Raw genomic sequence first — 22,273 nt, 5'->3', positions numbered from 1 at the left:
ATTGACGATAAGGTTACTGAGCGCCGTCGCCAGCGGCACCAGATCGCCCCCGCGACGCGGTCTCCGAAAGCAGGTCATCAACTGCAGCGGCCTTACTGCTGAGTAATTCCAGGTCTTCCGGGTGAAAGGCGTAGATTTGCTTCAGCGACAATGGCCCCGGAATCTCGCCTACCGAGGCAATCTGTCGACGCAGCATCCCCAAACCCATCAGCACCTCAGAGCAGTACGCCACGGCCTTGCCGTTCTCCCCGATGACCACGCGTTCCGCCTCCAGCTGGGCGTCGATAACGTCTTTTGACGTCAGCTCGCGGAAGGTGACTTCTTTATAGCGGATCTCATCATCAGTGCCTTTACCGGCGATGTAACCGTGTTTTAAGGTGATTTTCATCTCAGCCATGACTTACACCTTCACCAGTTTGGTGCCGATAAAGTTAGCGCTGATAGTGCCTGCATCTTCATCCAGCGTGGCCGGTTCAGCAGTCGCCGCGCCAGTCATCATGTAAGTCAGGCCGTTATCACCCTCAAACATGATGGTCACGTTCTCCCAGCTACTGATTTCGACAACGTCCATATCCTCCGCCGCAGCGAGGGTCATCTGGATCGAGGGACCCGCCATCTTGCGGGAGTACCCCCAGACTTTGCCGCCCCCCATATGCTGGGTACGGGCATAGCCCCCCGGATTGAGGGTGGATTTTCCCGTGCTTTTGATTTCACGGCCGTTAGCGCGAATGGCCGCTATACCCAGAATGCTCATAAATGCTCCTTAAAGTTTGTACTGGACGAGACCGGCCAGCACACGCAGCTGGTTGACAAGGTTCGGGTGGCAGATGAAGTTCAGGCGGTTTTTATCGTCGCCGTCGAGATACACATCCAGCGTGTCTTTGTAGTCGTCGAAGTCCTCAACCAGACCTGCCGGGATCAGCTCAGTCAGCGCGATATCCAGCAGCTCGGCGCGGGCAATCTTCGGTGTCATCACCGGCTGACCCGGATCCAGCAGGTCGAGCACATCATCCTCGGCCAGCTTGTGACGCGGGTAGCGGTTGGTGAAGCGGTTTTTGATGACGTAGCGGATACGCCCCAGCGTCGCCGGTGACTGCACGTCGAGGTACGAGGTATCGGTATCGCCGTACTGGTTGACGCGGTACATCGTGATTTCACGCTCGATGCAGACGTTGTCGCTGGCGTCCACGTAATGGGTGGCGATGCCGTCATGCAGCAGCAGGTTGCGCTCCGGCATATCCCAGCGCACCGTTTTCACCGGCGGCAGGATGCCAGGCAGCACCAGCGTCTGCAGCGGACGGGCCGGGTCGTTGGCCAGATAGTAGGAGGCGATGCCGCCGTAGGATGCCGCCCACAGCCAGTGCGGTTGCGGGGCTATGTTGGTCCCGATGCAGGAAATCAGCCAGTCATTGCGGGTTTCGCCAAAGGTGCCGCTTTCGGCATGGGTGCCCCGGAATGCGGTCCACAGCTGCGCCTCAATCATCTTGAGCGGTCCCCAGCGTTCCAGCAGCTCATCCCGGATGGTGTTCAGGCTCTGCGTATCGTTGAACGGGAACACGATATCGGTGTACCAGTCATCGCCCAGCGCCGCGACGACAGCCGCAATATCCGGGGTGCCGGTGCCGCCGGTGAACGCAGTCACAGTCACGGCAACGCCTGCCGGTGTCTGCTCGCCGGTGTAGTAGTTGAGACGAACGTCCATCGCATTGCCGGTCACGCCTTTCCAGTTGGAGGTCAGGGTGACTGACGTTGTTGATGCGGCTTTCAGCGCGGCGATGACCTGTGTGTCCGGGAGTTTGTTCACGGCGGCGATAATGGCTGTCGCGATAGTGTCGGCGGTATCGTCAGCACTGACGCCCACCTGCACCGAGACTCCGTTCACCAACAGGGCCAGCGTACCTGCAGCGGAGGCCGGGCCGGTGACAGTCAGCTCTGATTTTGCAGCAGCACCGGCAGCGATATCAGCCAGGCCCATCGCCCACACTTCGGTATAGCTGTTGGCCTTACGCAGGATCTTGAGCATTCCGGCCAGCATGGAGCCTTTGCCGTAGAGCTGGTCAGCGGTGCCGTCGCTGGTGATGCGGTTTTGCGTCAAAACGGCTGCAGTGCCGGTCGCACTCTGCTGGCCAATGACGATAATTTTGCGCGACTGCGCCGGGGCGCTGTCGAGCGCCTGAGAATTATCGATATCGATGTACACCAGCGGGACGCGGATATCAGCAGGAATATTACCCAGTGACGACATATCACTTCTCCTTTACGGTTCGGGTCTGGCGGGCTTCCGCCGGTTCAGTTACGGATTCAGCCTCAATACCGGTGATAACAACATCACCTTCGGCTTCGCGACGCAGCCACCACGCACTTACTGGCAGTTCTTCCCCTTCGGGATTCAGGCGCTGGCCATCGGCTTTACGCACCTGCAGTCCCGCGCGGGCGGGCTTAATATGTTTCTTCATCGTTATGGCTCTCTTACGTTAATAACGCCTTCAATCGGGGCGGTGCCATCGCCGACCTGCAGCGTGGCTCCCAGTCGCAGGAAGTCCGGGAGGGTGGCAAGGTCAATTTCATCATCCAGGCGAAACTCCTGCTCCCACGTCACGGCCCACATGGTCAGACCCAGATCGTTAAGCCCGCCGGAATAGATATTGTCGGCGCTGACAGAGGTGGCCAGACGCTCGGCCTTCATGCCGTTAGCGGCTCCGCGCTGGACAATACGGCGCACCAGCTTTCCGACCAGCACCTCGCAGCGGGTATCGCGCGTATAGCCCCATGCATCGGTGGCCATGACGTATGCCGCCCAGGTGATATCGCCGACAGTACCGCCAGCCTGAGCGCGGACATTGCGCACGCGCAGCGCGGCCAGACGGATGCAGCCATCACGATCCGTCAGGTAGGTTTTGACCTCTGCCGGGGTGCTGAACTGGCCGATATGGCGCTCGATAACGCTGACGCGGTCAGGTTTGTTTTGCTGAGGTTCGTTCAGCAGCTCCGGCTTCAGCCACGCCACGATGTTCTCAGCGGCGGAGACCGTGGAGCCGGTGGTCAGCAGGGACGGACGTTCATTACTCACGGTAATACCTCTTTCCAGAAGTCGCCGATGACGTGCATCAGCTCATCACTGTTTGCGGTGGACAGCCCGAGATACTCGCGCTGTGGAATATCCATCATGCGATTATGGGAGCCGACGGTCTGCCAGACCGGATGCTTCAGCGCCCGGCCAAACGCCTGATGAATGAGACGCTTATGGGCGCTGACCGGGACACTGCCTGCAAAACCGTCCTGGTGGACGCCGCTGTAGCTGAGCGGCGAACCCACGCGAACGCGGCCACGCTCGACGATGTACTGGATGCTGTCGAGCAGATCGCCGTTGCCCTGCAGCAGGCTCTGATTGCCGCTGCGGGTCTTACGGTAACCCTCAGACCATTCCTCCCAGCGCTCGCCAGCCGGTGAGGTTTTCTCGTTGCTGATGCGGCGGCGGGTCTGCGATTCCACGACAGCCCCGATGCTCTCCAGCAGCTCCTGCTGCAGCGAACTGTCGGACAGTTTCTCGATGGCCATGCGCATCTGCTGCAGCTTCTCAGCGCCGATAACCTCAACCGAAATCCCCATCACAGCACCCCTTTGAGGTTGTTGCGGGTGAACAGGCGTTTGTTATCGCTGACAACAATCATCCTGCCGTTATCGGTCTCCGGGGCTGGTGTGTCGGTCGGCAGGCCGAGGTCGCGGGTGCCGTTCGACATCTCCTTCAGGGTCTGGACGGCACTGTCGTAGCGCTTCTGAATCAGGTCGGTGATCTGATTGTCACGCTCGGACAGCCAGTAAATGGCGATGGATACGGCTACCCGGTGCAGCGGTCGCGGAACGGTGGTGATGTTCAGCGGCAGCTGATAGCGCTTTGACAGAAACGAGTTGATCTCCGCGTCGGCATCCTCGATGGCCGTGGCTATCTTCGTCTCGTCGAGCTGGTTAGTCGCTTTGTCGATGGCCATCGTCCAGACCAGCGACCCGTCCGCAGCCAGCAGGTCATCACGGGTAACGTAAATTCCCATCAGTCTTTCTCCGCCACCTGCAGAACCGGCACTACCGCCACCACCAGATGAGACTCAGCCTTCAGGCGCTGTGCGGTTTCGTGGCTGATGAAAGATTCCACCACCACATCACCCTCCAGCGCATTGGCCTCGTTATCGCCATCGGGATCGTCGCTGACAAACACATGGACGGGCTCGCGCGGCCAGAAGCGACCGCAGCGCCAAAACCCACGCCCAGACCGGGCGCGAACCTCCAGTACCTCGATGTCGTCGGTTGCTGGCACCGTTTGAGCGACAGTGCTGGCCTGACCCGCAGCCTCCAGGACAGCGCTTAACTCACCCTGAACGCCGTTAAGCCAGTCAGCTGAAGGAAAAGTTGGCGCAGCGGTAATGCCAGCATTGGCAGACGTCACGCTGACGGGGGACGCACCCACCGCAACGTAATGCCCTGGCAATGTGACTGACCGTTCAGCTCCCGGCAGGTCAGATGCATCAGCCTGTGCCACTTCCTGCGCTGAAACCTTGCCAGCGCGACCTTTAGCGCTTTGCTTACCCGTTGTTTTTTCTTTCGTTCCACTCACTGTTCCATCCTCTTTAAAGGTGGGTCACAGCGGGTTTAAAGCCCGCTGTAACGGTATTAAAACGGAGACTGACGATTACGCCGGGGTGGTGATGAACGGGCTGTCGACGATTTCCACATCCTTGTAATAGATGTTGGAGTTACCGCCATCGACCAGCATCGCGTCGATGATCTTCTTCGCGGCTGCGCGGTTGTTCGGACCGACGACCAGTGTGGTCGGACGGATACCCAGAGGGTTACCGGAATCACGCTTCATGCCCTGCAGCACCTTCACCGCTGCCTCATAGTTAGCGACAGTCAGCGGTGCGCGGGACCCGCAGGCGGTTTGCCAGAAGCCAAATCCCACGTTGCAGCGGCCATCCACGCCATACAGGAACTCATTGTTCTTGAAGGTGTGGTCACTGCTGAGGTCATCCAGTGCCTGGAAATTGAAGGGACGGCGGTTCTGATAAAGGATCGGCTTGAGTACCTGGCTCTCATCAATCAGGAACCACGGCTCGCCGGTGTCGGTCGCGATATCGCCCACAACGTTGCTGTAGGTGCCGCCCGCCATCGGATGGTCGGTATCAAAGAAGTTCTGGCCGTCAAAGCACAGGGTGCTGAAACCAGCAACCAGCAGCGGGAAGCTCAGCGTGTCCGGGAACTCGGCGACCTGCTGACCGAATGCCTGCGCAATCACGCTGTACTGACCAATCTGGTCGTCTTCGATGTTTTCACGCTTGACCTTGATCGAGTTTTCCCAGGTCTTGTTGGCGATGGTGTAGCCGTACTGAGACAACTGCGCGAACTGGCGGGCGCTGACCCACTCTTTGATAGTCGGCAGATCCGAGAGCCAGCCATACGTATTGGACGCAGAGCCGCTCGGCACTTCAGTAGCGATGCGCAGGTACTGCGGCTTGACGCCCGCAAGACCTTTGGTAAAGGCCGCACTCAGGGACGTGGTGAGCGCGTGCAGAATTTCAGCTGACGGTGCTGGCATTGTTATTGCTCCTGTTTCGGTTTAGCGGCGAGAAACTCTTCCTGCGAGATACCCATGCTTCGGCACATCGCCAGCTCAGTTTCGTTAAGCGTGGTCTGCTGACCCTTGTTCTCTTTGCCTTTTGACGGGTCCTGATTGACCAGCGGCTGCGCGGTTTTCACGAACTCGGCAAACTGCTGACGGCCTTCTTCACTGCGGCAAAGGGCCAGATACATATCGCGGTTAGCGGGCGCGACTTTCCCGGCGGTCACGGCATCGTCAACCAGCGTGGTAGCCGTTTTCTCATCCAGCGTCTTCAGGCGTTCTTCCGCTGTCTGAGCGCGGTTCAGCGCCAACTGGTACGTTTCCTGCGGAATAAACTTCGACAGGTCCGGGTTTTGAGCACGGTTCAGCGCGATCGATTCACTGTTTTTGATGGTCTGGATCGCTGATACGGCATCGTCAACCGACGCGGTCTCAGCCAGCCCCAGAGCCGTGGCAATCTGCACAGGTACAGGCATGGTGTTCTCCGAGTTAAGTGCGGGTAAATACAGGTTGGGTTTGTTTGTCAGGCCAGCGCTGGAAAGATGCGAGACCTGACCGGTAGGGAAATGACGGAAAGCCGGGCTGTAATAGCGGTACTTCTTACCGCGAACGAGCGCTTCGCCGTCAGGCGTCCACTCGATATGACCATCAATGCTGCCGTCGGCGTTGACGCGCATGGCATCAATCCAGGCATAGGCCGGAGCTTCTTCACCTTTAGGACCAAGCAGCTCGGTGGAATGCTCAGCATCAAACGGCAGCGTCGGGTAACGGAAAGACGTGGCAATGAACGCCTGCGGATTGTCGTTAACCCAGGAGCGACCATCACGTCCGGTGAAGGTGCCCGCAGGGATCATCGGCAACCATTCCGGCAGCGGTGTGCTGACATCCGACAGGTCGGGAAGCTCGAAGCACAGGGCCAGAAATTCGAGTTGTGTTGCAGGCTTTGACATGGTGCTGTCCGTCGTTAAAGGTAACTGACGGACAGTGTCGGAGAAAAACGAGAGGAAACCGGATTTACCGGCTTCCATGCTTATTAAGAAGATGTTCGGGAAACGTAGCGGGGAACCGCGTTTAAACCCCGTTCAAAAACGCCGTGGCGCGTTTAAGAATTTTTCAGAGAATCATCGTACCACAAATGCCGGTAAAGTCCCTGAGCGCGTTTGAGGCGGATTACCGCCTCGGTTAGTTATCACTGTCGAAGGCGCTTTGCTTCGCGGCCAGTTGGCGCTCAAGCTCAGCCTGTCGGCGCGTGCCCGGATTGTAGTCCCAGCCCGGATCAATCCCCTCCGGCACCATCTCTTCTTCGCCGGTGCGCTTGTTAACCCACTTCACCCGTTTGACTGGCGGGGCTTCGGTACGGACCGGTACAGTCTGTCGGATAACGTGACCGGTAGGCTGGCCGTTGTCGTCGAGCTGCTGCACGTTGCGCGGGACGCCATTTTTCTGCAGTTGATCGTACTCGTATTTACTGACCTGGCGAACCCCGCATTTACAGCCCCAGCCGTTGGGACCGATGTGAGTCTGCCAGAACGGGTCGTCAACGGGCAGGCAGAGGTCCGCCCATTTCAGGTGCTCGGCGCGGTGCTCGCGTGACGGGCCCAGCGTATAGAGCAGATAGGGCATCGCGCGCTTAGTGCGCTGGATGCGGTCCCACTGACCGGCGCTGCGGGCAGTGCGCATGTTGGTATCGTAGATAGTGCGCAGACGACGATCGCTGCCGAGCTGTACCGGCTTCGTCTCACCTGTCAGCGGGTCATCCATCAGCTGCTGACCCCACCATCCACGCTTCACCAGCAGGGGCTTCAGCACCTCACGGAACTCGGAGAACGACTGGCCGCTGGCCATTGCGTCTTCGACCAATGCTTTGACGTCAGAGAGCAGGTCGAGCTGCGTCATCTTCGCCACGGTGAAACCGATGCTGTGCTCCTGCCGCCACACATCACGGTAATCGAAGCCCGGCGCCAGCTTTTTCGACTTCAGCCAGGCCAGCGCCTCTTTGGGGATAATATCGGGGGCCTTAGCCATCGTTCGCATCTCCCAGCGTCCGCGCCTTAAAGCTCAGCATCGCCAACTGCTCGACGAATGCGGCAGGCTCCAGCGTCTTCTGCAGGTCCGGCAGACGCGCCAGAAACTCCTCAAAGCTCCAGACGTCTTTCGCCAGCTGCAGCACCGGACTGGTGAACGCATCGCCGGTTTGCTCCCAGTCCGCCAGCGCCTCGCTGGCCATCACGTCAATCTCATCGTCCTGCGAACGGTTAAGCGCCAGTTGCGCACGGTTGAGTGCCGGTGCAGGGCTGAAGGCGGAGAAGCTATTGGACGGTGAGAGTACCGTCGCGCCGTTCTCCGGCTCAGCCAGACCGAACCTGTCCCGCACCTCCGATTCCTGCACCCGCAGACCACGATCGACCAGGGGGATAAGCGCATCGACAAAGGCTTTGAGGTCCTCCGGTTCGCTGATAGTCAGCTTCACACGCGGGTACTTTTCCTGCGGCCCATAGTTGAACTGGATAAACGGGCGTACCAGAAACTCATTTAGAGTGTTCTCCAGTTGACGGGCATCCCAGCGGGCAATATCCATGCGCACCCGGTCATGCACGTCGGCCTGAGATCGCGAGCTGCCGTCGTCGGTGGTCATGGTCTGCCCCAGTACGGCCTTACTGGTCTGGGCGTCGCACCACTCGGCCATCTCTTTGAAGAGTGCGCCGCCTCCGTTGCGGCTGGCAGTTTCCTGCATTTCCAGCTGCATACTTTGCGGGATGGCGCAGCCTGCATCCGATGCAATGGAGGCGATCGCATCGATGAGGGTCTTAATCTGTTCATCGGTGGCATTATTCCCGTACTTACCGACGACGATGGGTATGCCAAACTTCTCGGCAAACGCCCACCAGTCACGGACGGTAAAGGACTTGAGCATATACATCACCGCGACCAGACGGGCCAGACCATTACGCAGCGGCAGGCCGGACTTGAGGCGGGGGAAGTGAATGACATATTTACCCGGCGTCAGCGGGATACCATCAACCGGCTGTTCATCGGTCAGCAGACGAAACTGGCGCTGGGTCTCGCGGTCAGGTTTGAGGAAACGAGGGTCAACCCATTCATAGTCGCGCGGCTTCCAGACTTCCGCTGTATCCCAGAGGATTTCGCAGACACCCACGCCTTTACCCAGACCATCAAGCAGATCGAACAGTAGTTCAGGGATTTGCGGCTGCTCGACAAGATCGCGAACAGCATCGGCCAGCATCACATCATGCTCATCGTCACTTGCCGCTTCCACTGCCGGAGGGATACCGGCGACGGTCAGCTTGCGGGTACGTAACACACTGGAATAGTGCAGGTCGCGTTCTTCCATCTCTTCGGCGAGGATGAAGTAGTCGCTGGCATTGCCTTCGGTCACATTACGTAACACCCCGGCCAGTCTGGCCGGGGATAAGGTACTCGCCACGCTGATACCCGGAGAGGGTCGCCGGACGCTGACGCTCCCGGCGCGGGCTTCTGGCTGAGTCATTTTTACGGCATCAACCGCCACCCGCTCGCCCGTCTGGGTATTCATAAGATTACGGGCGGTACGCTTCTTTTTCTTTGCCATCAGAGCAGTCCTCGCTGATTTTTAAGGCCACGGGTAATGCGCAACTGACGGCGACTGTCGCTGTTGCGCTGCTGTTGTGGTTTGTTGAGACGGTGCAGTTCGTAGCGCTGGCAGTCTTCTTTGCTGGCGAGAAAGGCGAGGAAGATCGCATACGCGCTGTCGCCGTGACGCTTGTGGCCATCGCTGCCGGTATTCTCCCGGTCATCAATTCCTGGCACCCCACGCTGAACGACAATCTGTCCGAGGTCGCTGATAACGTCCTCGTGTTTAGGCAACACCAGTTCATCATCCTCAAACGCCGCCTTGAAGCGCGGCATGTTCTCGCGGTAGTGGGCGACGGAAGGCATGACCACCTCCACCTCTGCGCCGTACTTCTCCGCCGCCTGTTCGGCCAGGTAGTTACCGTTCCCACGGCCATCGAGCTTGACACCGTCGCGGCGCGGTAGCCTGTCGCAGATAAAGAACAGCGCCTGCTCCTGCTGCTTATAGGGAACGTTGGCCAGCTCAACAAGGAACGGTACGGTACGTGTGGTGTCGTCGTTGACGGTCATCGGCGCAAAGACCGTCAGGTGGCCAGACCGCGCAAAGTCCTCGCCGAGGCAGTGGCGAAGGTTTTGCGGGAGCGTGTTCAGCACGGGCAGTACCACCTTATCCAGCCATTCCTGCATATCCAGCGCACGGATAATTTCCGGCATGGCATTGAACGCAGCCGTGCCGGTGAAGCGCAGAACGGGACCGGTGCCCCGCGCAGCTCGCTCACGGATGGAGCGGGCCAGATAGGTGCCGCCGCCGTTCTTCGGCTCGCAGTAGTATTCCTCGCGGGCATCTTCTTCGGTGGCAGTATCGCTCAGGAGGTTCGCCAGCCACTCCGTCTCGGCATCGGGTGACCACGGCTTTTTCGTCACCTGGCAGATACGACGATACAGCCCCTCGCTGATGGCCAGCTCAATATCAATACGGTGAACGGAATAACGTTTCTTGCCCGCGCGGCTGTCGGTGATGATGGTATTGAACAGGTTTTCAATGCCGTTGTGAGTGGAGATCAAACGGACCTTTGAACCCCACATAGTCAGTGCCAGCGCCGCTTTCAGCACGGCAGCAAGGTCTTTCTGGAATGCCGCTTCGTCGATGATGACATTACCCTGCATACCGCGCAGGTTAGAGGGGTTGGACGACAGCGCCTTGATTTTGAAGCCGCTGGCAAAGTTGATGACGTAAACCAGAATGTCCTTGTCGTCATCCTCCAGCGCTTCCTCGCCAATCGCGGAGGCCGCGAGGTTATATGCCTTCGCCCACATGGCGCAGGCGTCAATAAACTCACGCGCCATGTCTTTGGTGGTGCCGACATAGAAGGTGTCGGTTCCCCCGGCTTCCGGCGACATTGACCCGCTGAGCGCGGCCTCGGCGGCTTCCGCCCACGTCAGACCGGTACGGCGGGATTTCTCGGCAATCTTGAGCTGGGACGTGTCCGCAATCCACCGGCGCTGATAAGGCAGCAACACCTGATCCGCGTCGAACTCGCCCGCCAGAATGGCACTGGCGGACTGATTACGTAACTGTTCCTGTGCTGACAGAGGCCCGGCCATCATGCAATCCCCAGAATCTGGCGACGGATATCAGCGGCGGTTTCCGCAGACAGACCGGCGCTTTTAGTGATTTTCTCCGCCTGCGCGGCGGCTTCTTCGGCGAATACCCGGCGGATTTCTTTCTCACGTTTGTGGCTGGCCATCGCTGCCGCTTCCAGACGCTGGGCAACCAGCGCGAGCTGACCAAGAGCCTTCGGCTCAACCGGGCCCTCTTCTTCAGCGAGTGACATCGACGTTTCGAATGCCAGCGTTTTCACAAACTCCATCAACAATTTGCCGACGTCAGACGTCGGCGCAGAACCCAGCTTCGCGGCCCAGATTTCGGCCATTTCGCGGGAGGCGCGAATTTTGGCCCCGAACTCTTCCATACGGCTGGCGTAACGGTTCAGGCCCGTACGGCTGAGCTTCATGTCTTCCGGCAGGTTGTGGCCGTCGATGAGTTCGTTGATGGCCTCGCGGATCTCTTCCTGTGTATGACGTTTCTCGCGCAGCATCTGGTGCAGCTGGTCGCGAACGCCATCCGGCAGCAGATCGATTTTGGAGGGGCGACCACGGGTCGGGCGTTGTTCAGCAGTCACGGTCTCTCCCCAGCCGGTCGGCAAAGTCTTTGCGGGTGGATACAATATCTTTCTGCATCAGTTCCCACACACGGCGGACTTCTGGATCGGAATTCAGAAACGAATTGAGATAACTGTCAGAAGCGTTGCGGTCATAGGGCTTGCCCGTTTTTTCTTCGACGAACTTCGCCACAACCTGCAGCTCAAGTTCAGCGCAGACAAACGCGGCAGCGAGCCGTCTGATGGCACTACGCGCTGCAGCAGGTAACGGTTTTTTCTTCGCCATGATTACCCCCTCGCGCGGGGCTTTTTCACCCCCGGAACCGTGGCCAGACCGCTGGCGACGTCGTCACCGCGACCGGTGATTTCTGCCACATAACAGCCGGAAACATCCGTCAGACTGACCAGACCCTGCTCACGCAGCCACGCCAGATGCGTGCGCACCGTATCGCGGGAAGCGCGATGGCCATACGTCTGCAGGCAGGTCTGCAGAATCGACTCGTTGGCACTGTCGCCGCATTCGACAAGGGATCGCAGAATAACCAGGCGCTGGTCCTGGTCGAGAATGTCACGCATAGTCACCTCTTATTTTTCCTTCAGCTCATTTTCCAGAAGCAGGTCGCTGACATGTTTCACCTGGCGTATCGCCGGGCCCAGTTCGCGGAGGTCACCCCGCAAATTACTCATTTCCAGCTGCAGCTGGTGCAGGTCTTTCTGACTAGGTAGCCCGGCGATAGTGTTCTCAATGCTCTGCAGTCGGGTGCGCATCAGCTCCAGTTCCTCGCGTTTGACATAGGTTTTGGCCAGGAGGAGCTGAATGACGTTCACGGCAGACATAAACAACGCCCAGATGATCGCCCAGTTTCCCTTAATAATTTCCCAGCCCATGCGCCCCCCTGATATCTCTGATGGACTGACAGGTGAAACAGGTCGCGACATACGGCAGCGCCTGAAGTCGGGCTACGGGAATAGCCGCACCGCAGTCGTTACAAAATCCGTAATTCTCCGGCAGCTCTTTAACCCGGTTTAAATGGTTGTTTAAAGCCCGTTCGCGCTCTTCCATTTCAAGGTCGCTGGCGCGATCAAATGCTCTCGTCATTTACCCACCATGACCTTGTGTTTGCTGGATTTGCTGTACCGGGCGAACCCGTCCAGCGTCCTGAAACCCAGATAACCCAGCGCCGGGGTCGCCAGCATCAGCGAAATATCCCAGTCCGGTGCAGGCATGGAAAACGCATGACCAAAGGCACCTGCCACCGCACCAGCCTGCTGGCCCAGAGACATGATCATCACGTAAGCAATGCTGCTGTAGAGGGATAAGCGGGCCATCAGCGGGCGGGTCTGGCGGACATATTCGTCCGTGGCGTTGTCGCCGTTGCGGATGGTTTCCTGCTGTTCGTGGTGCGCGGCCTGCTGGTCGGCCATCTGCGCCTTGTCCCGCTCCAGCTGGAACTGCTGCAGCTGTACCTTGAGGCCCTCCAACTGGACTAGCTGCTCGGGCGGCAGCTGCGCCAGCTTCTGCTCCAGCACGCGCTGCTGGTCGGCGGGATTAATCGCACCGTTGACAGTCTCGACAATGCTGGCCACCGAATCAGCGGCTTTCGCCGTGGTACTGTCGCTGCCGAACCAGCCGCCGACGGTACGAACCAGAGAAGGTCCGGCCTTCAGCAGGACGGAGGCAATAGTGGAAAGCGTTACAGGATCCAATTTATTACCTCCTTACGAACCAGCCAGGCATACAGAATGACCACGGTCAGACCGGCGAGAGGGTTAAGCAGCATGACGACCGGACTGGTTGCAAAGACGGGGGAAAAGGCCAGCAGAAAAGCGCCGAAAGCCCAGATCAGCCACGAGACACAACGTACCCACTTTCGGGCCGGGCGGTCAGGCTGGCGTAAACGATAAGGCAGGTTGCCGAGCCAGATACTTGCCGCTATTAACAGGGCACCGGAGAACGTCAGCCACCAGACAACAAATGCCTGACGGCCATAGAAACAACTGACCAGCAGCGATAACCCGACGAGAGCGACCACAGACCAGCCGGACTGAAATACCCGGATCAAGGCCTGAATCAGCCCGTCGGTATTTAATTTAAACATTATGCTTTTCCTTATATCGCTGGCACTGCCAGACGATGTCTCGTGTATCGACGGAGTCCCAGCCCCTGCGGTAATAACTGGCATGAGTACCGTCGCAGCCTTTGTAATCGCGTGGAACGGGTGGAGGGCCACCGGCAACCCGGTGAAGCACCTCCTGACGGAGGCGATCGCGCCGCCCCGCACGTAACGATGAATCCCAGCCTTTACCCATGCTCAGCTCCGGGGAACCGAGACCTGACCGCCAATGACCTCCTGACAGGCGTTCGCCAGTAAATCCAGTCGGTTAAACCAGCCATTGAGGTACTTACCCTGAGAGGCATTTGATTTGATGATGTCGGCGTAATAGCGGGAGCGGCGCAGGAAGCAGCGAGTCAGGAGCCATTCGGCATCTGCAGAGGCTACTGCGGTGCGGGTTTTTGGGCCGATAATGCCATCAGCGGTGACGCCGACCGCATCCTGCAGGAGCTGGACCGCTTTTTTAGGATTGTGTTGTACGGCGGAATCAAAGACAAAAAGCGAGATGCCGTCCGGCCAGTCGGTGCAGTAAGCTGGATACCAGTAATCGCGGAAATAAATCTGCCCGGCCTGTTCTTCGGTCAGGTCCTTAATTCGGGTATCGGGCTTGCCGTCGCCATCGACGTCGGTTTTGCCATCGGCAAGACCGTCGCGCTTATCGGAAATACCGTATTTGGTTTTGCCGCCTTTGTCGGTGGGGTCATTAACGTAACCACCTTCGCGGGCGCGAATGAAAGAGAGTGCGTGTAAAAACGCGGGGGAGAATGCTGTTGTCATGCCTGCACCTTTTACAAGGAAGAAGGTAAATGTGGGTTCCTTCTCATTTTGTGGCAGGCATAAAAAAAGCCGGATTAACCGGCTTCCTTTAAGTTTGATTCGACTAGATAAATAGAAAATCTTTGAATGAGTAAATCATCACCGCAGATACAATCAAAAAAACAATTATAAAGCCAGTGCTTTTATCCGTTTGTACAGGGTATTCCTTAGCAATAGAAAGCAGTGCTTTTCTCCTGTATAAATAGATAAAGAATGGAAAAATGAATAAAGAACTAGCACCCCAAACGATAGGAGACAAACCGCTTCTGTACCCTTTGTTAACACCGTCTTTAACAGTATGCATTCCAATATGATTGTTTGCTGCATCAAAAAACACCCAGAAGCAACATACAACAATCACTAAATTTATAAAAACACCACCAATCATTGTTATCACTCCATGTCCAGAGAATACTGACGTTTACTTAGTTCCAGCCTGCGCATACGCCTGATAGCTTTATACACTGTTTTGTAGGTGACCTGGTAGCGTTCAACCAGCTCTGGAATGTTATTCCCCTTGAAATCACGCCAGATGCGCATATCCCTGATGAGCTGTTCCAGCACTTGACCGCGAGGAAAATAAATCTGCATCCCACCGATTTTACTGCTGATGGCTGCGACCAGTTCAATGGAGTGGCGCGGGTCATAGCCAAGGCGCTCAAGCTCCTTACGCAATAAAGCATTCAGTTCTGCCAACAACGACGGAAAGCGGGAACTCTCCATCTCATCATCAATATGGTCCAGAATGCTGTCGTCCTGTACGTCACCAAAGAGATCGTCACTCATTTTTTCCACCTTCTGGCTGCGACAGCGTAAGCGCTGCAGATTGTGTCATAGTCCCGGCTTTCGTCACCGGTGACCGGGTTTTCGGGGAGTCGGGCATGGTGTGCCAGCATGGCTTTTTTCATCTCCCGGATATGCCATTGCTTCAGGCTCTCTAGCAGGTTGTCCTCGGCGTCGGCTCGTAACCACTCAAGGCTGGATACGCCAGCACCGCCATTACGGATGCGAGTCTGGCGCTGGACAAAATGGTCGAGCGCAATATCACTACCATCCTGGATAAAACCCTCGTTAAACATCGTTTTCCATATTGCGCGGATTTTCAGACTCACATCTGACGGGGCAGACATGCGGCGCTTAGAGCGGCGCAGGGGTTTGCTTTTGAACCCCTTAGCCTCCAGCGCCTGGATAACATTCTGCAGCTCAATGATGGTCATCTCGCGACAGCTCGACTTGCCGGGAACTACCGCCCCCAGCAGGGAGCGGTAAGTGTCATCGTCAAGGTGTAGATCACGCCTCGCGATATGGATTACCTTAATCATGGATGTGCGGCTCATGCTCGTACCTTCGAAGAATGGCGGTGCTGCAACACCGCCACAATTGTTATGAGAAAAGGAACTTTTATGTCCAATGCCCCTAATGATAATAACTTTGATATCGCTGGTTTTTTGCTCGCAGGCAATATCATGCTTAAGCTCGTTGAAAAAGGAGTTATCGATATGCATGATGCTAACGACATCATCGCCAGGACTCGCGCTGCGTATCAATTACGTGACTCATACAAAGATGAGAGTATTGGTAATGACGCTGAAGCATATCTGGACACTCTCTTCAATAAACTATGGACGTCCAGACCTGATGCAGTAGGCAAGTAATAACGCCTTATCATAATCTGGTTTCAGAATGATGGCCTGACCATCCACGCCAAGCTCACGATGAACTAACTCATCCTGGGCTTTTTTATTCAGGTAATTAACTTCGGCTTCAATGACCGATATTTCACGTTTAATAACGTTCATGACATCAGTGACGGACCAGCCTTTTTCAATGCCTGTATTGACGATAAGGCGAATTCGCTCAAGCATCCCGTGCTGGTGAAGTGCATCATCAAGTTCAATTACAGAGTATTTATTGGTATCAGACATTTTCATCTCGCTCTTTCTGTGTGGAAGTAATCAGATTGACCAGTGCACTGGCTGCTATCGCTGCGGCCAGATACTCCCCGCTATGACTTGCGCCGGAAATAATCCGGTTCAACCCCTCAACCACTTCTGGCAGGGATGTTCTTTCCAGGATATCCCGACGCATACTGAGGGACAGTTCCTTGAACTGCTCTGAATCGAACAGTCCAGGTCCGAAGATTTCCTCCAGTTCTGCATCAACTTCCTGTTCTTTGCGGCCACCGGCGATCAGGCAGGCCCGCAGGTAAGTACGCTCATCTATCACCATCTTATTTCACCTCCGCCTGCATACGTTCGGCATACTGCTGCTCGCGCATCATCTTCTGAGCAGCCTGCATCAGCAGACTGACGGCCATACGAGCGCGGGCGGCGGCATAGCGATTGCTGGTTTTGGTGTCGCGATAGAGGGTTTCTGCCAGCCCCATCTGTTCGGTCGCTTCCTCCAGAAGCCCCATAACGGACGGACCAAAGGGGCTGACAGGTTGTGACTCAACACCAACGACCTGAGCCAGACGCGCCATCTTGCGGTTCTTTTCATGGTCAATCATCGGGCCCATCCCGTTATGACGCAGTTGCTCAATCATGATCTCGACATCTGCTGCTTCTTCGGCCACTTTGCTGCTGTCGGTTTTATGGTTAAGAAAACGCGAGCAGGCAGCTGATAATTCGCTGGCTTCTTCGGAAAGCACCAGCACCTGAGATTCAAATCCCCATTTGGCGAATGCAGCCTCAAAAATACCTTTTGTTTTCGAATTCATAATATGCCCTTACTGGATTTCGGCGTGAGCAACCCCACGGCGCTGACGCCGGAAATTAAAAAAAGTTAATTAACGAATATTCAGAGTTTGGCTAAATCCAGCGATATCTGCTTATAAGTGCCATTATCCTGACGCTCATATAAACGCAGGTACTGACTGGTTCCTGTGACCTGAATAGCATCGGCCACAGCGTCCATTGCTTCATTCCATTTGGCATCGTCAATATTCAGTGAACGCAGGCTGAGCACCTGATTGATATCAATCCGGCCCTGTTTGTTGACGCGAAAGGCATGATCGACCATCGCCATAATCTTTTCGTCAGCCCCGGCAGACCATTCATGAATGCAGTCATCAATCAGCTTTTTTGCCGCCTGGATGCGTTCATCAAAGATACGATGCTCGCCCACGGCACGAACCAACTTATAGCGGCCATCAAAACTGGGTAACGTGACGTTACCCTTAGCGCCGCCATATTCGACGCCAAACTCTGCTGCTGACAGGTCAACAAAATCATCGACTTTTGCCATAGATCCAAGCTTGAACTCGACCAGCGACTGACGCTGCAGACGGCCAGCTTCAACAACGCTGATAACCAGCTCATCACGCAGCTTATCCAGCGGTTTAATCTGTGACTCAGGAACTAAATGACCCTGAGCGTTAATCCGGTAACCGTCCGGGATGGTATTTGCAGTATTCATAAAGTCCTCACTGAATTAATAGCAATCTGAATAAACAATATTCGAAACAACACGGCGACTTAATTCCATTTTTTCGGCAATAACAGGAATGGTCAGGCCCTCTTTATAAAGCTCACGGCAAAGGTAGATATCATGATCATCCGATGGTTTAACCAGAACGGACAAGCCCCAGCGGTTAGCCTAAGACTGAATGGCCTGACGGGTGCGGTTAAGTTTCTCGCCCATCTCCGCTGCCGTCATTTTCCCGGCATTCTCACAGACAAACTGAATTTCGGACTTGGTCCACTTACGGCGCTTTTGCATAACTACCTCCAGATAACATGACAACCTTCGAGAGTGGCCATCCACACGGAGCGGGTCCCGGTGGGGCAGCGTTCAATCAGATGATTAGCCCTGTTCACCAGTTCAGTCGGCGGACAGGTGATTTCCAGACACGGGCGGCGCATCCACACCCGCATCTCCGTAACACGACTACCGCGCGCCTGCAGCCATGCCTGCGCAGCGGTGGCCATACCAACATGTTCAGCAATACGTTCAGTAATCATGGTGTTAACCCCTTAATAACGTCGAAACATCAACATCCAGATCCAGATCGCGCAGCGCCTTGAGGATGTAGCTCTCGCTGACAGCCTGACCTGCGCCGTGAGCCGTCATCGCTGCAAGCCGCAGGGAATGACTGAGGATGCGCAGTGCGCCGGGTTTCTGCGCAATCTTCTGAAGCAGTTCACGCTCTTTTTCACCGTCGATATGCCAGGCATCAGCAATCGCTTCCACATCCGCCTTTTTGGTCTTGTTAATCGCCACACGTTTGGCAATACGTGAGAACAGGCGGGCGAACTCGACGGTGCGGTTACCGCCGGTCATGTTGCTGTAGACGCGGTGGTTACCCATCAGCACCAGCCCGACGCGGGTGGCCTCCTGCAGCAGGCGAAGCTCTTCGAGCGTTTCCGCGCCCAGATGGTCAGCTTCATCAATAATGACAAGGCCCTGAGTACCATCAAGACGGCGTCGCAGGGCGCGGGCCAGTGGCCCCTTACGGCGCGGCGCATCATTCATCCCCAGCTCATAGGCCAGTTCGGTCAGGCACTCCAGCACACTGGCGCAGGACGGGGTGATCGTTATCAGCCAGACGTTATCGTTACTGCGGCGATATTCACGTGCCGCCTCTGACTTACCTACGCCGGGGTTGCCGCAGACCACGCCGATGCACTCCGTCAGGTGGGCATAGCGAAAGGCTGTCCAGATCTGTTTGACGGTCGGGGTCTCAATAAAGCGCGGGGGCTCCGGCAGTTCTGCAGCAGAATGCTGTTTATTGACCCAGCGCTGCAGAGCTTTCTCGACGCGGTCGTTATCACCGGCATATTTATTGTTCATGAAGCCGCTGACCACACCGGTTGATAAGCCGGTTTCACGGGCAACCTGAGCAAAAGTAAATCGGTTACCATCAACAAGGTTGCGCAGAACCTCGCGAATATCGGAAATATTCACCTCAGACATAATTCTCTCCATTATTTGAAGGGTATTTAAACGGCCTTAAATAGCGTTTTTACGTTTATTTGATTCCAGCATATCCAGCGAGTTATTCAGATACTCATCCTCGCTGTATTCTTCTTCCTCCATTTCCGCCAGCGCTACAGGTGCAGCACCACGAGAGGGGCGATAGACGTTGCCGTGCAGCCATTCCTGCTCTGCCGGAGCTGGCAGGGTGTGGACGTTCTCTGCCTCGGCCAGACGGACTTTCTCCTCGCCGCGTTGGCGCATCCCTTTGATGCGTTGCTGACGTTGGTGATATTCGGCAGTGACCGGGAATGCCTGCTGTTTATTACCATCCCAGACAGCCTCACAAATAAAGGAACCATCCAGACGACGAATAACGACCTTTGTTGCATCGTGAATATCGTAATTAACCAGCACTTTATTACCGTGCTCGTTGTTCAGCTCAGCAGAGTAATACAGGTTATTGAATAAACGGACCTCACACCGATTGACGGTACGCTCTATCTGCGGCATGAACATTTCACGCAGTTCCAGATCCGACAGCCATTCTATTTCTGTCGCTTCTTTTTCCAGCTTGTAGCGCCGGAACTGCGCCGGGGTGAAGTGCTCACCGTCACCGCGAAGTGGCAGGGACTCATGCGGGCGGTTGTTGTACCACTCCACACCCGCCTCGATGTGCTCAATCAGCGATTCCCATGAGGGCAGATCACGCATAGTCTGCTGCTGCTTTACTGTCAGCTCTTTACCCTTATTGGCCGCATTCGTCGCGGACTGCAGCGCTTTTGTCATACGACGAACAGTGCTACGGTCTGCGCCGGTGCCGTAATAGGTGGCGAACTGGCGTGAAATACGCATGGCCAGAGAGCGGTTTAGACGTTCGATAATACCGCGCCCTTGCGGGTTCTCAGGGATACCCAGACGGTGATCGATACCGAGACGGGGCAGAATACCGGTCAGTTCCGCATCAAAGGTATTGTTGGTCTCGCCACCGCCGTTATCGGAGTAGTACAGGAACGGTTTACCGTGATTTTTAATCCCGTGACGCAACGCATCCGCAACGGCTATCACGGTTTCAGACAGCGCCAGGCTCCACCCAACAATGTAGCGGCAGCTGCCATCCAGGATAAACGTCACCTCTGGGGAGAACGGGTTGCCGTGGTCAGGATGGGCGACCTTCATCTTCATGCCGTGGCCGTCACCAATCCAGACGTAATTAACCGGTAATGACTCCCAGTCACGGCGAACAAAGCCCTCATACTGACGGAACTCGCTACCTGTGATGCGGCCTTTCTGCTTAACAACAACGGGTAATTTATTCATGGCATAGCACACCTGATCGTAAGAAGGGATGGCTGCGGCCATCATCGAATTATCCTGGTAACGCTCAGCCCATTCAGCTGCAAAATCATCGTAGGCTTCCTGAATACCGCGACCGTCAGGGCGACGATAAAAACTCAGGAACTCTGGCAACCATCTGATTTCTTCAGGCTTAACGACCTGACGTTTACCCGGAGCAAGCAAAAGAAGACGTTCAGCGGCAGAGCGGGTTTTATTGAAATCAGCCACCCAGCGCTTGAGTGATATTTCACTCAGCGACCGTGACGCGCCTTTTTTGGCGTTAGCCAGAGAGACGGCAGCGGCCAGTCGCTCAGGCAGTTCGCCACTCTGAGCCTGACGCACAATTTCCCGGATAGCTTTTGCGCGGCTATAACCCGGCAGTTCACCCAGACGCAGCACTTCAACGACCAGAGCTATACGCGCATCAGCAGTCTTGCGCTGTGCCGCTGTCAGACCGTTCAGCTTCTGTTCCATCAGCGCCGGGCATTTGCGGTACACCGTGATTTTGCTCTCCTCGGCACCTTTGGCACGTGGCGTAGCCGATGCGGTAGCAGAAACGACAGGCTGCTCTTTAGGTGAACCGTTCATCAGTTCTTTTATCTGACGAGCACGTAGCGCTTTCTGAGCTGCCTCAGGAAGGCAGTCAATATGATATTCAAAGGCTTTGCTTCCAGTGCGTTTACGAACAAGCTCTTCTGAACCAGCGGACAACCGGCAAAGCGCCTCTCTGATACCTTTTGCTGTTTTTGGCAGGCCTGGTATGCCAACTAATTCCTTAGCAACATAGAACATACTCAGACCGCCTTATTGACGTAGCTACTGGTTCTGTAACGACTTGGCCAGATTATTTCGGGGGAAACACCCAGAGCATCAGCGACGATCTGCTGATAAGGCTTACAGGGAGTACGCAACACACTCTTCAGGGAATCCTTGCTGTAACCAGCCTGAAGGGAGAGCGTCCGGAGGGACAAACCACGTTTGTGGATTTCGGCTTTTATGGTCTCGGGATGCCAGTCAGCATTCAGATCTTCATTTCGGCTCATGATTCCTCTATCCTAAAAAGTTATCCGCGCGGATAACTGCGCGGGTATCCGTATGGATAAACTCTAAGACACCAAAAGAACCAGATCAAGGTGTTTTTGGGTTATTTATGGTGTGTTTATTTATCACCTTATTTATCAATGCCTTATAAATAAAGAAACGTGGAATGAAAAAAGAACTAAATAGTGTTTTTCCTACACAAAGCAAAGAACCTGTAATCGAGCGAATCTTCAAGCTTGTCGAAAGATATCCATCACGTAGCGCAGCAGCAAGGGCTTGGGGGATCAACGTCAATACGCTGAAGAATTATTATCGGAGACAGGACATAGAACCAACTCCGCGCCAGAGTCAACTCATCAAAATCGCAGAGGTGGAAGGTGTTTCGCTGGAATGGTTAACAACTGGAGAGGGAGAACCACCAAAGAGCCAAGAAAAAGCCAATAAGACTACTGAGTTAGATAAGCTCATAGCTATGCTTTCTTTTCTGACTGAAGATGAGAGGAGAGGTCTTACTGAGGTTTTAGGAAGAAAAGGGGTGGAAACAGTTCTCTATCTCCTTGACGAAAAAAATATCAAGTTGTTGAGATATGGCGATCAAGATAAGGATCGCATGCTCGCCATTTTCGAAGAGAAAAAAGGGGCATCTGCGCTTAGTGAGGATGTAGCCGAACCTAGCCAGTCTGAAGCCAGCAAGAAGGCCGGTTAAT

Annotated in this window: 35 protein-coding genes and 1 pseudogene; 2 read left to right on the top strand and 34 right to left on the bottom strand. The window is 55.6% G+C overall.

Features of this window, described 5'->3' with window-relative positions:
• Positions 1-13 precede the first annotated feature (13 nt).
• The 25 genes from MMW58_RS06580 to MMW58_RS06460 all read right to left on the bottom strand — a co-directional run bounded on the left by MMW58_RS06580 (position 14) and on the right by MMW58_RS06460 (position 15,610).
• Positions 14-397, bottom strand: coding sequence for a phage tail assembly protein (locus tag MMW58_RS06580; protein ID WP_154964238.1), 384 nt, complete (start codon positions 395-397; stop codon positions 14-16).
• A gap of 3 nt (positions 398-400) precedes the next feature.
• On the bottom strand, positions 401-754 hold the full coding sequence (locus tag MMW58_RS06575; protein WP_154964240.1) for a phage tail tube protein: 354 nt from the start codon (positions 752-754) through the stop codon (positions 401-403).
• Positions 755-763: 9 nt separating this feature from the next.
• Positions 764-2,245 (bottom strand): phage tail sheath subtilisin-like domain-containing protein, encoded by a 1,482-nt coding sequence (locus tag MMW58_RS06570; RefSeq protein WP_154964242.1) that lies wholly within the window; start codon positions 2,243-2,245, stop codon positions 764-766.
• Between the two features lies 1 nt (position 2,246).
• Positions 2,247-2,456 carry a DUF2635 domain-containing protein gene (locus tag MMW58_RS06565; RefSeq protein WP_154964244.1) on the bottom strand — a complete coding sequence of 70 codons (210 nt, stop codon included), beginning with the start codon at positions 2,454-2,456 and terminating at the stop codon, positions 2,247-2,249.
• Positions 2,457-2,458: 2 nt separating this feature from the next.
• The gene (locus MMW58_RS06560) at positions 2,459-3,070 is read right to left on the bottom strand and encodes a hypothetical protein (RefSeq protein ID WP_112070392.1); all 612 of its coding nucleotides are present in this window, start codon (positions 3,068-3,070) and stop codon (positions 2,459-2,461) included.
• Positions 3,067-3,609 carry a phage virion morphogenesis protein gene (locus MMW58_RS06555; protein WP_241722953.1) on the bottom strand — a complete coding sequence of 181 codons (543 nt, stop codon included), beginning with the start codon at positions 3,607-3,609 and terminating at the stop codon, positions 3,067-3,069. Before MMW58_RS06555 ends, MMW58_RS06560 begins: the two co-directional genes overlap by 4 nt.
• Positions 3,609-4,049: a gp436 family protein gene (locus tag MMW58_RS06550; protein ID WP_064371164.1), complete on the bottom strand. Its 441-nt coding sequence runs from the start codon at positions 4,047-4,049 to the stop codon at positions 3,609-3,611. The genes MMW58_RS06555 and MMW58_RS06550 overlap by 1 nt, the downstream gene beginning before the upstream one ends.
• Positions 4,049-4,609, bottom strand: coding sequence for a hypothetical protein (locus MMW58_RS06545; RefSeq protein WP_241722952.1), 561 nt, complete (start codon positions 4,607-4,609; stop codon positions 4,049-4,051). Before MMW58_RS06545 ends, MMW58_RS06550 begins: the two co-directional genes overlap by 1 nt.
• A 75-nt stretch (positions 4,610-4,684) precedes the next feature.
• Positions 4,685-5,587, bottom strand: coding sequence for a Mu-like prophage major head subunit gpT family protein (locus MMW58_RS06540; protein WP_135716797.1), 903 nt, complete (start codon positions 5,585-5,587; stop codon positions 4,685-4,687).
• 2 nt (positions 5,588-5,589) lie between these two features.
• Positions 5,590-6,561, bottom strand: coding sequence for a phage protease (locus tag MMW58_RS06535; protein ID WP_241722951.1), 972 nt, complete (start codon positions 6,559-6,561; stop codon positions 5,590-5,592).
• Between the two features lie 232 nt (positions 6,562-6,793).
• On the bottom strand, positions 6,794-7,636 hold the full coding sequence (locus tag MMW58_RS06530) for a phage head morphogenesis protein (RefSeq protein ID WP_064342244.1): 843 nt from the start codon (positions 7,634-7,636) through the stop codon (positions 6,794-6,796).
• Positions 7,629-9,200, bottom strand: a complete 1,572-nt coding sequence (locus MMW58_RS06525; protein WP_241722950.1) for a DUF935 domain-containing protein — start codon at positions 9,198-9,200, stop codon at positions 7,629-7,631. The genes MMW58_RS06530 and MMW58_RS06525 overlap by 8 nt, the downstream gene beginning before the upstream one ends.
• Positions 9,200-10,789 carry a terminase large subunit domain-containing protein gene (locus MMW58_RS06520; RefSeq protein WP_064342242.1) on the bottom strand — a complete coding sequence of 530 codons (1,590 nt, stop codon included), beginning with the start codon at positions 10,787-10,789 and terminating at the stop codon, positions 9,200-9,202. Before MMW58_RS06520 ends, MMW58_RS06525 begins: the two co-directional genes overlap by 1 nt.
• Positions 10,786-11,364: a DUF3486 family protein gene (locus MMW58_RS06515; RefSeq protein WP_064342241.1), complete on the bottom strand. Its 579-nt coding sequence runs from the start codon at positions 11,362-11,364 to the stop codon at positions 10,786-10,788. The genes MMW58_RS06520 and MMW58_RS06515 overlap by 4 nt, the downstream gene beginning before the upstream one ends.
• Positions 11,354-11,629 carry a hypothetical protein gene (locus tag MMW58_RS06510; protein ID WP_064342240.1) on the bottom strand — a complete coding sequence of 92 codons (276 nt, stop codon included), beginning with the start codon at positions 11,627-11,629 and terminating at the stop codon, positions 11,354-11,356. Before MMW58_RS06510 ends, MMW58_RS06515 begins: the two co-directional genes overlap by 11 nt.
• Before the next feature lie 2 nt (positions 11,630-11,631).
• Positions 11,632-11,919: a VpaChn25_0724 family phage protein gene (locus MMW58_RS06505; protein ID WP_064342239.1), complete on the bottom strand. Its 288-nt coding sequence runs from the start codon at positions 11,917-11,919 to the stop codon at positions 11,632-11,634.
• A 9-nt stretch (positions 11,920-11,928) separates the two neighbouring features.
• A complete protein-coding gene (locus MMW58_RS06500) occupies positions 11,929-12,231 on the bottom strand; it encodes a DUF2730 domain-containing protein (protein ID WP_016807466.1) in 303 nt (100 codons plus the stop codon).
• Positions 12,212-12,442 (bottom strand): TraR/DksA family transcriptional regulator, encoded by a 231-nt coding sequence (locus MMW58_RS06495; RefSeq protein WP_071830635.1) that lies wholly within the window; start codon positions 12,440-12,442, stop codon positions 12,212-12,214. Before MMW58_RS06495 ends, MMW58_RS06500 begins: the two co-directional genes overlap by 20 nt.
• Positions 12,439-13,050 (bottom strand): hypothetical protein, encoded by a 612-nt coding sequence (locus MMW58_RS06490; protein ID WP_064342238.1) that lies wholly within the window; start codon positions 13,048-13,050, stop codon positions 12,439-12,441. The genes MMW58_RS06495 and MMW58_RS06490 overlap by 4 nt, the downstream gene beginning before the upstream one ends.
• A complete protein-coding gene (locus MMW58_RS06485) occupies positions 13,038-13,442 on the bottom strand; it encodes a hypothetical protein (protein WP_064342237.1) in 405 nt (134 codons plus the stop codon). The genes MMW58_RS06490 and MMW58_RS06485 overlap by 13 nt, the downstream gene beginning before the upstream one ends.
• A complete protein-coding gene (locus tag MMW58_RS06480; protein WP_016807470.1) occupies positions 13,435-13,653 on the bottom strand; it encodes a hypothetical protein in 219 nt (72 codons plus the stop codon). Before MMW58_RS06480 ends, MMW58_RS06485 begins: the two co-directional genes overlap by 8 nt.
• Before the next feature lie 2 nt (positions 13,654-13,655).
• A complete protein-coding gene (locus MMW58_RS06475; RefSeq protein ID WP_241722949.1) occupies positions 13,656-14,234 on the bottom strand; it encodes a glycoside hydrolase family 108 protein in 579 nt (192 codons plus the stop codon).
• A 103-nt stretch (positions 14,235-14,337) separates the two neighbouring features.
• Positions 14,338-14,661: a hypothetical protein gene (locus MMW58_RS06470; RefSeq protein ID WP_064342234.1), complete on the bottom strand. Its 324-nt coding sequence runs from the start codon at positions 14,659-14,661 to the stop codon at positions 14,338-14,340.
• A gap of 5 nt (positions 14,662-14,666) precedes the next feature.
• On the bottom strand, positions 14,667-15,059 hold the full coding sequence (locus tag MMW58_RS06465) for a Mor transcription activator family protein (RefSeq protein WP_064342233.1): 393 nt from the start codon (positions 15,057-15,059) through the stop codon (positions 14,667-14,669).
• Positions 15,056-15,610, bottom strand: coding sequence for a gp16 family protein (locus MMW58_RS06460; RefSeq protein ID WP_238971783.1), 555 nt, complete (start codon positions 15,608-15,610; stop codon positions 15,056-15,058). Before MMW58_RS06460 ends, MMW58_RS06465 begins: the two co-directional genes overlap by 4 nt.
• A 66-nt stretch (positions 15,611-15,676) precedes the next feature.
• Between MMW58_RS06460 and MMW58_RS06455 the strand changes: the two genes are divergently transcribed.
• Positions 15,677-15,928 carry a hypothetical protein gene (locus MMW58_RS06455; protein WP_142515406.1) on the top strand — a complete coding sequence of 84 codons (252 nt, stop codon included), beginning with the start codon at positions 15,677-15,679 and terminating at the stop codon, positions 15,926-15,928.
• Here MMW58_RS06455 and MMW58_RS06450 read toward each other — a convergent pair.
• The 9 genes and pseudogenes from MMW58_RS06450 to MMW58_RS06410 form a co-directional block, all read right to left on the bottom strand.
• Positions 15,893-16,198 carry a hypothetical protein gene (locus MMW58_RS06450; protein ID WP_185928566.1) on the bottom strand — a complete coding sequence of 102 codons (306 nt, stop codon included), beginning with the start codon at positions 16,196-16,198 and terminating at the stop codon, positions 15,893-15,895. The genes MMW58_RS06455 and MMW58_RS06450 overlap by 36 nt on opposite strands.
• Complete coding sequence (locus tag MMW58_RS06445; protein ID WP_200143526.1) at positions 16,191-16,502, bottom strand: hypothetical protein; 312 nt, start codon at positions 16,500-16,502, stop codon at positions 16,191-16,193. Before MMW58_RS06445 ends, MMW58_RS06450 begins: the two co-directional genes overlap by 8 nt.
• A gap of 1 nt (position 16,503) precedes the next feature.
• Positions 16,504-16,992, bottom strand: a complete 489-nt coding sequence (locus MMW58_RS06440; RefSeq protein WP_241722948.1) for a nucleoside triphosphate pyrophosphohydrolase family protein — start codon at positions 16,990-16,992, stop codon at positions 16,504-16,506.
• A gap of 80 nt (positions 16,993-17,072) precedes the next feature.
• Complete coding sequence (locus MMW58_RS06435; protein ID WP_044348544.1) at positions 17,073-17,690, bottom strand: DUF3164 family protein; 618 nt, start codon at positions 17,688-17,690, stop codon at positions 17,073-17,075.
• Between the two features lie 15 nt (positions 17,691-17,705).
• A pseudogene (locus MMW58_RS06430) lies at positions 17,706-17,993 on the bottom strand (hypothetical protein).
• A 2-nt stretch (positions 17,994-17,995) separates the two neighbouring features.
• Entirely contained in the window at positions 17,996-18,235 is a 240-nt protein-coding gene (locus tag MMW58_RS06425) for a hypothetical protein (RefSeq protein ID WP_004114539.1), read from the bottom strand.
• A 4-nt stretch (positions 18,236-18,239) separates the two neighbouring features.
• On the bottom strand, positions 18,240-19,187 hold the full coding sequence (locus MMW58_RS06420) for an AAA family ATPase (RefSeq protein ID WP_044348533.1): 948 nt from the start codon (positions 19,185-19,187) through the stop codon (positions 18,240-18,242).
• Between the two features lie 36 nt (positions 19,188-19,223).
• Complete coding sequence (locus tag MMW58_RS06415) at positions 19,224-21,317, bottom strand: Mu transposase C-terminal domain-containing protein (protein WP_241722947.1); 2,094 nt, start codon at positions 21,315-21,317, stop codon at positions 19,224-19,226.
• 2 nt (positions 21,318-21,319) lie between these two features.
• Positions 21,320-21,568 (bottom strand): helix-turn-helix domain-containing protein, encoded by a 249-nt coding sequence (locus tag MMW58_RS06410; protein WP_016807483.1) that lies wholly within the window; start codon positions 21,566-21,568, stop codon positions 21,320-21,322.
• Between the two features lie 164 nt (positions 21,569-21,732).
• Between MMW58_RS06410 and MMW58_RS06405 the strand changes: the two genes are divergently transcribed.
• Positions 21,733-22,272: a helix-turn-helix domain-containing protein gene (locus MMW58_RS06405; protein ID WP_241722946.1), complete on the top strand. Its 540-nt coding sequence runs from the start codon at positions 21,733-21,735 to the stop codon at positions 22,270-22,272.
• Position 22,273: the final 1 nt, after the last annotated feature.

The sequence above is a fragment of the Klebsiella sp. HC6 genome (assembly GCF_022605325.1).
Classification (GTDB): Bacteria; Pseudomonadota; Gammaproteobacteria; order Enterobacterales; family Enterobacteriaceae; genus Klebsiella; species Klebsiella terrigena.
This window is presented reverse-complemented; position numbering and strand designations above follow the sequence as displayed.

Excerpts from the sequence above, each read along its gene's own strand:
- MMW58_RS06460 (WP_238971783.1), bottom strand. The coding sequence starts at position 15,610 with ATGAGCCGCACATCCATGATTAAGGTAATCCATATCGCGAGGCGTGAT.
- MMW58_RS06435 (WP_044348544.1), bottom strand. The coding sequence starts at position 17,690 with ATGAATACTGCAAATACCATCCCGGACGGTTACCGGATTAACGCTCAG.
- MMW58_RS06525 (WP_241722950.1), bottom strand. The coding sequence starts at position 9,200 with ATGGCAAAGAAAAAGAAGCGTACCGCCCGTAATCTTATGAATACCCAG.
- MMW58_RS06445 (WP_200143526.1), bottom strand. The coding sequence starts at position 16,502 with ATGGTGATAGATGAGCGTACTTACCTGCGGGCCTGCCTGATCGCCGGT.
- MMW58_RS06500 (WP_016807466.1), bottom strand. The coding sequence starts at position 12,231 with ATGGGCTGGGAAATTATTAAGGGAAACTGGGCGATCATCTGGGCGTTG.
- MMW58_RS06410 (WP_016807483.1), bottom strand. The coding sequence starts at position 21,568 with ATGAGCCGAAATGAAGATCTGAATGCTGACTGGCATCCCGAGACCATA.
- MMW58_RS06510 (WP_064342240.1), bottom strand. The coding sequence starts at position 11,629 with ATGGCGAAGAAAAAACCGTTACCTGCTGCAGCGCGTAGTGCCATCAGA.
- MMW58_RS06480 (WP_016807470.1), bottom strand. The coding sequence starts at position 13,653 with ATGGGTAAAGGCTGGGATTCATCGTTACGTGCGGGGCGGCGCGATCGC.
- MMW58_RS06575 (WP_154964240.1), bottom strand. The coding sequence starts at position 754 with ATGAGCATTCTGGGTATAGCGGCCATTCGCGCTAACGGCCGTGAAATC.
- MMW58_RS06455 (WP_142515406.1), top strand. The coding sequence starts at position 15,677 with ATGTCCAATGCCCCTAATGATAATAACTTTGATATCGCTGGTTTTTTG.
- MMW58_RS06555 (WP_241722953.1), bottom strand. The coding sequence starts at position 3,609 with ATGGGGATTTCGGTTGAGGTTATCGGCGCTGAGAAGCTGCAGCAGATG.
- MMW58_RS06550 (WP_064371164.1), bottom strand. The coding sequence starts at position 4,049 with ATGGGAATTTACGTTACCCGTGATGACCTGCTGGCTGCGGACGGGTCG.
- MMW58_RS06505 (WP_064342239.1), bottom strand. The coding sequence starts at position 11,919 with ATGCGTGACATTCTCGACCAGGACCAGCGCCTGGTTATTCTGCGATCC.
- MMW58_RS06535 (WP_241722951.1), bottom strand. The coding sequence starts at position 6,561 with ATGTCAAAGCCTGCAACACAACTCGAATTTCTGGCCCTGTGCTTCGAG.
- MMW58_RS06520 (WP_064342242.1), bottom strand. The coding sequence starts at position 10,789 with ATGATGGCCGGGCCTCTGTCAGCACAGGAACAGTTACGTAATCAGTCC.
- MMW58_RS06440 (WP_241722948.1), bottom strand. The coding sequence starts at position 16,992 with ATGAATTCGAAAACAAAAGGTATTTTTGAGGCTGCATTCGCCAAATGG.
- MMW58_RS06470 (WP_064342234.1), bottom strand. The coding sequence starts at position 14,661 with ATGATTGGTGGTGTTTTTATAAATTTAGTGATTGTTGTATGTTGCTTC.
- MMW58_RS06485 (WP_064342237.1), bottom strand. The coding sequence starts at position 13,442 with ATGTTTAAATTAAATACCGACGGGCTGATTCAGGCCTTGATCCGGGTA.
- MMW58_RS06415 (WP_241722947.1), bottom strand. The coding sequence starts at position 21,317 with ATGTTCTATGTTGCTAAGGAATTAGTTGGCATACCAGGCCTGCCAAAA.
- MMW58_RS06565 (WP_154964244.1), bottom strand. The coding sequence starts at position 2,456 with ATGAAGAAACATATTAAGCCCGCCCGCGCGGGACTGCAGGTGCGTAAA.
- MMW58_RS06425 (WP_004114539.1), bottom strand. The coding sequence starts at position 18,235 with ATGATTACTGAACGTATTGCTGAACATGTTGGTATGGCCACCGCTGCG.
- MMW58_RS06570 (WP_154964242.1), bottom strand. The coding sequence starts at position 2,245 with ATGTCGTCACTGGGTAATATTCCTGCTGATATCCGCGTCCCGCTGGTG.
- MMW58_RS06580 (WP_154964238.1), bottom strand. The coding sequence starts at position 397 with ATGGCTGAGATGAAAATCACCTTAAAACACGGTTACATCGCCGGTAAA.
- MMW58_RS06495 (WP_071830635.1), bottom strand. The coding sequence starts at position 12,442 with ATGACGAGAGCATTTGATCGCGCCAGCGACCTTGAAATGGAAGAGCGC.
- MMW58_RS06405 (WP_241722946.1), top strand. The coding sequence starts at position 21,733 with ATGAAAAAAGAACTAAATAGTGTTTTTCCTACACAAAGCAAAGAACCT.
- MMW58_RS06450 (WP_185928566.1), bottom strand. The coding sequence starts at position 16,198 with ATGTCTGATACCAATAAATACTCTGTAATTGAACTTGATGATGCACTT.
- MMW58_RS06540 (WP_135716797.1), bottom strand. The coding sequence starts at position 5,587 with ATGCCAGCACCGTCAGCTGAAATTCTGCACGCGCTCACCACGTCCCTG.
- MMW58_RS06420 (WP_044348533.1), bottom strand. The coding sequence starts at position 19,187 with ATGTCTGAGGTGAATATTTCCGATATTCGCGAGGTTCTGCGCAACCTT.
- MMW58_RS06475 (WP_241722949.1), bottom strand. The coding sequence starts at position 14,234 with ATGACAACAGCATTCTCCCCCGCGTTTTTACACGCACTCTCTTTCATT.
- MMW58_RS06530 (WP_064342244.1), bottom strand. The coding sequence starts at position 7,636 with ATGGCTAAGGCCCCCGATATTATCCCCAAAGAGGCGCTGGCCTGGCTG.
- MMW58_RS06465 (WP_064342233.1), bottom strand. The coding sequence starts at position 15,059 with ATGAGTGACGATCTCTTTGGTGACGTACAGGACGACAGCATTCTGGAC.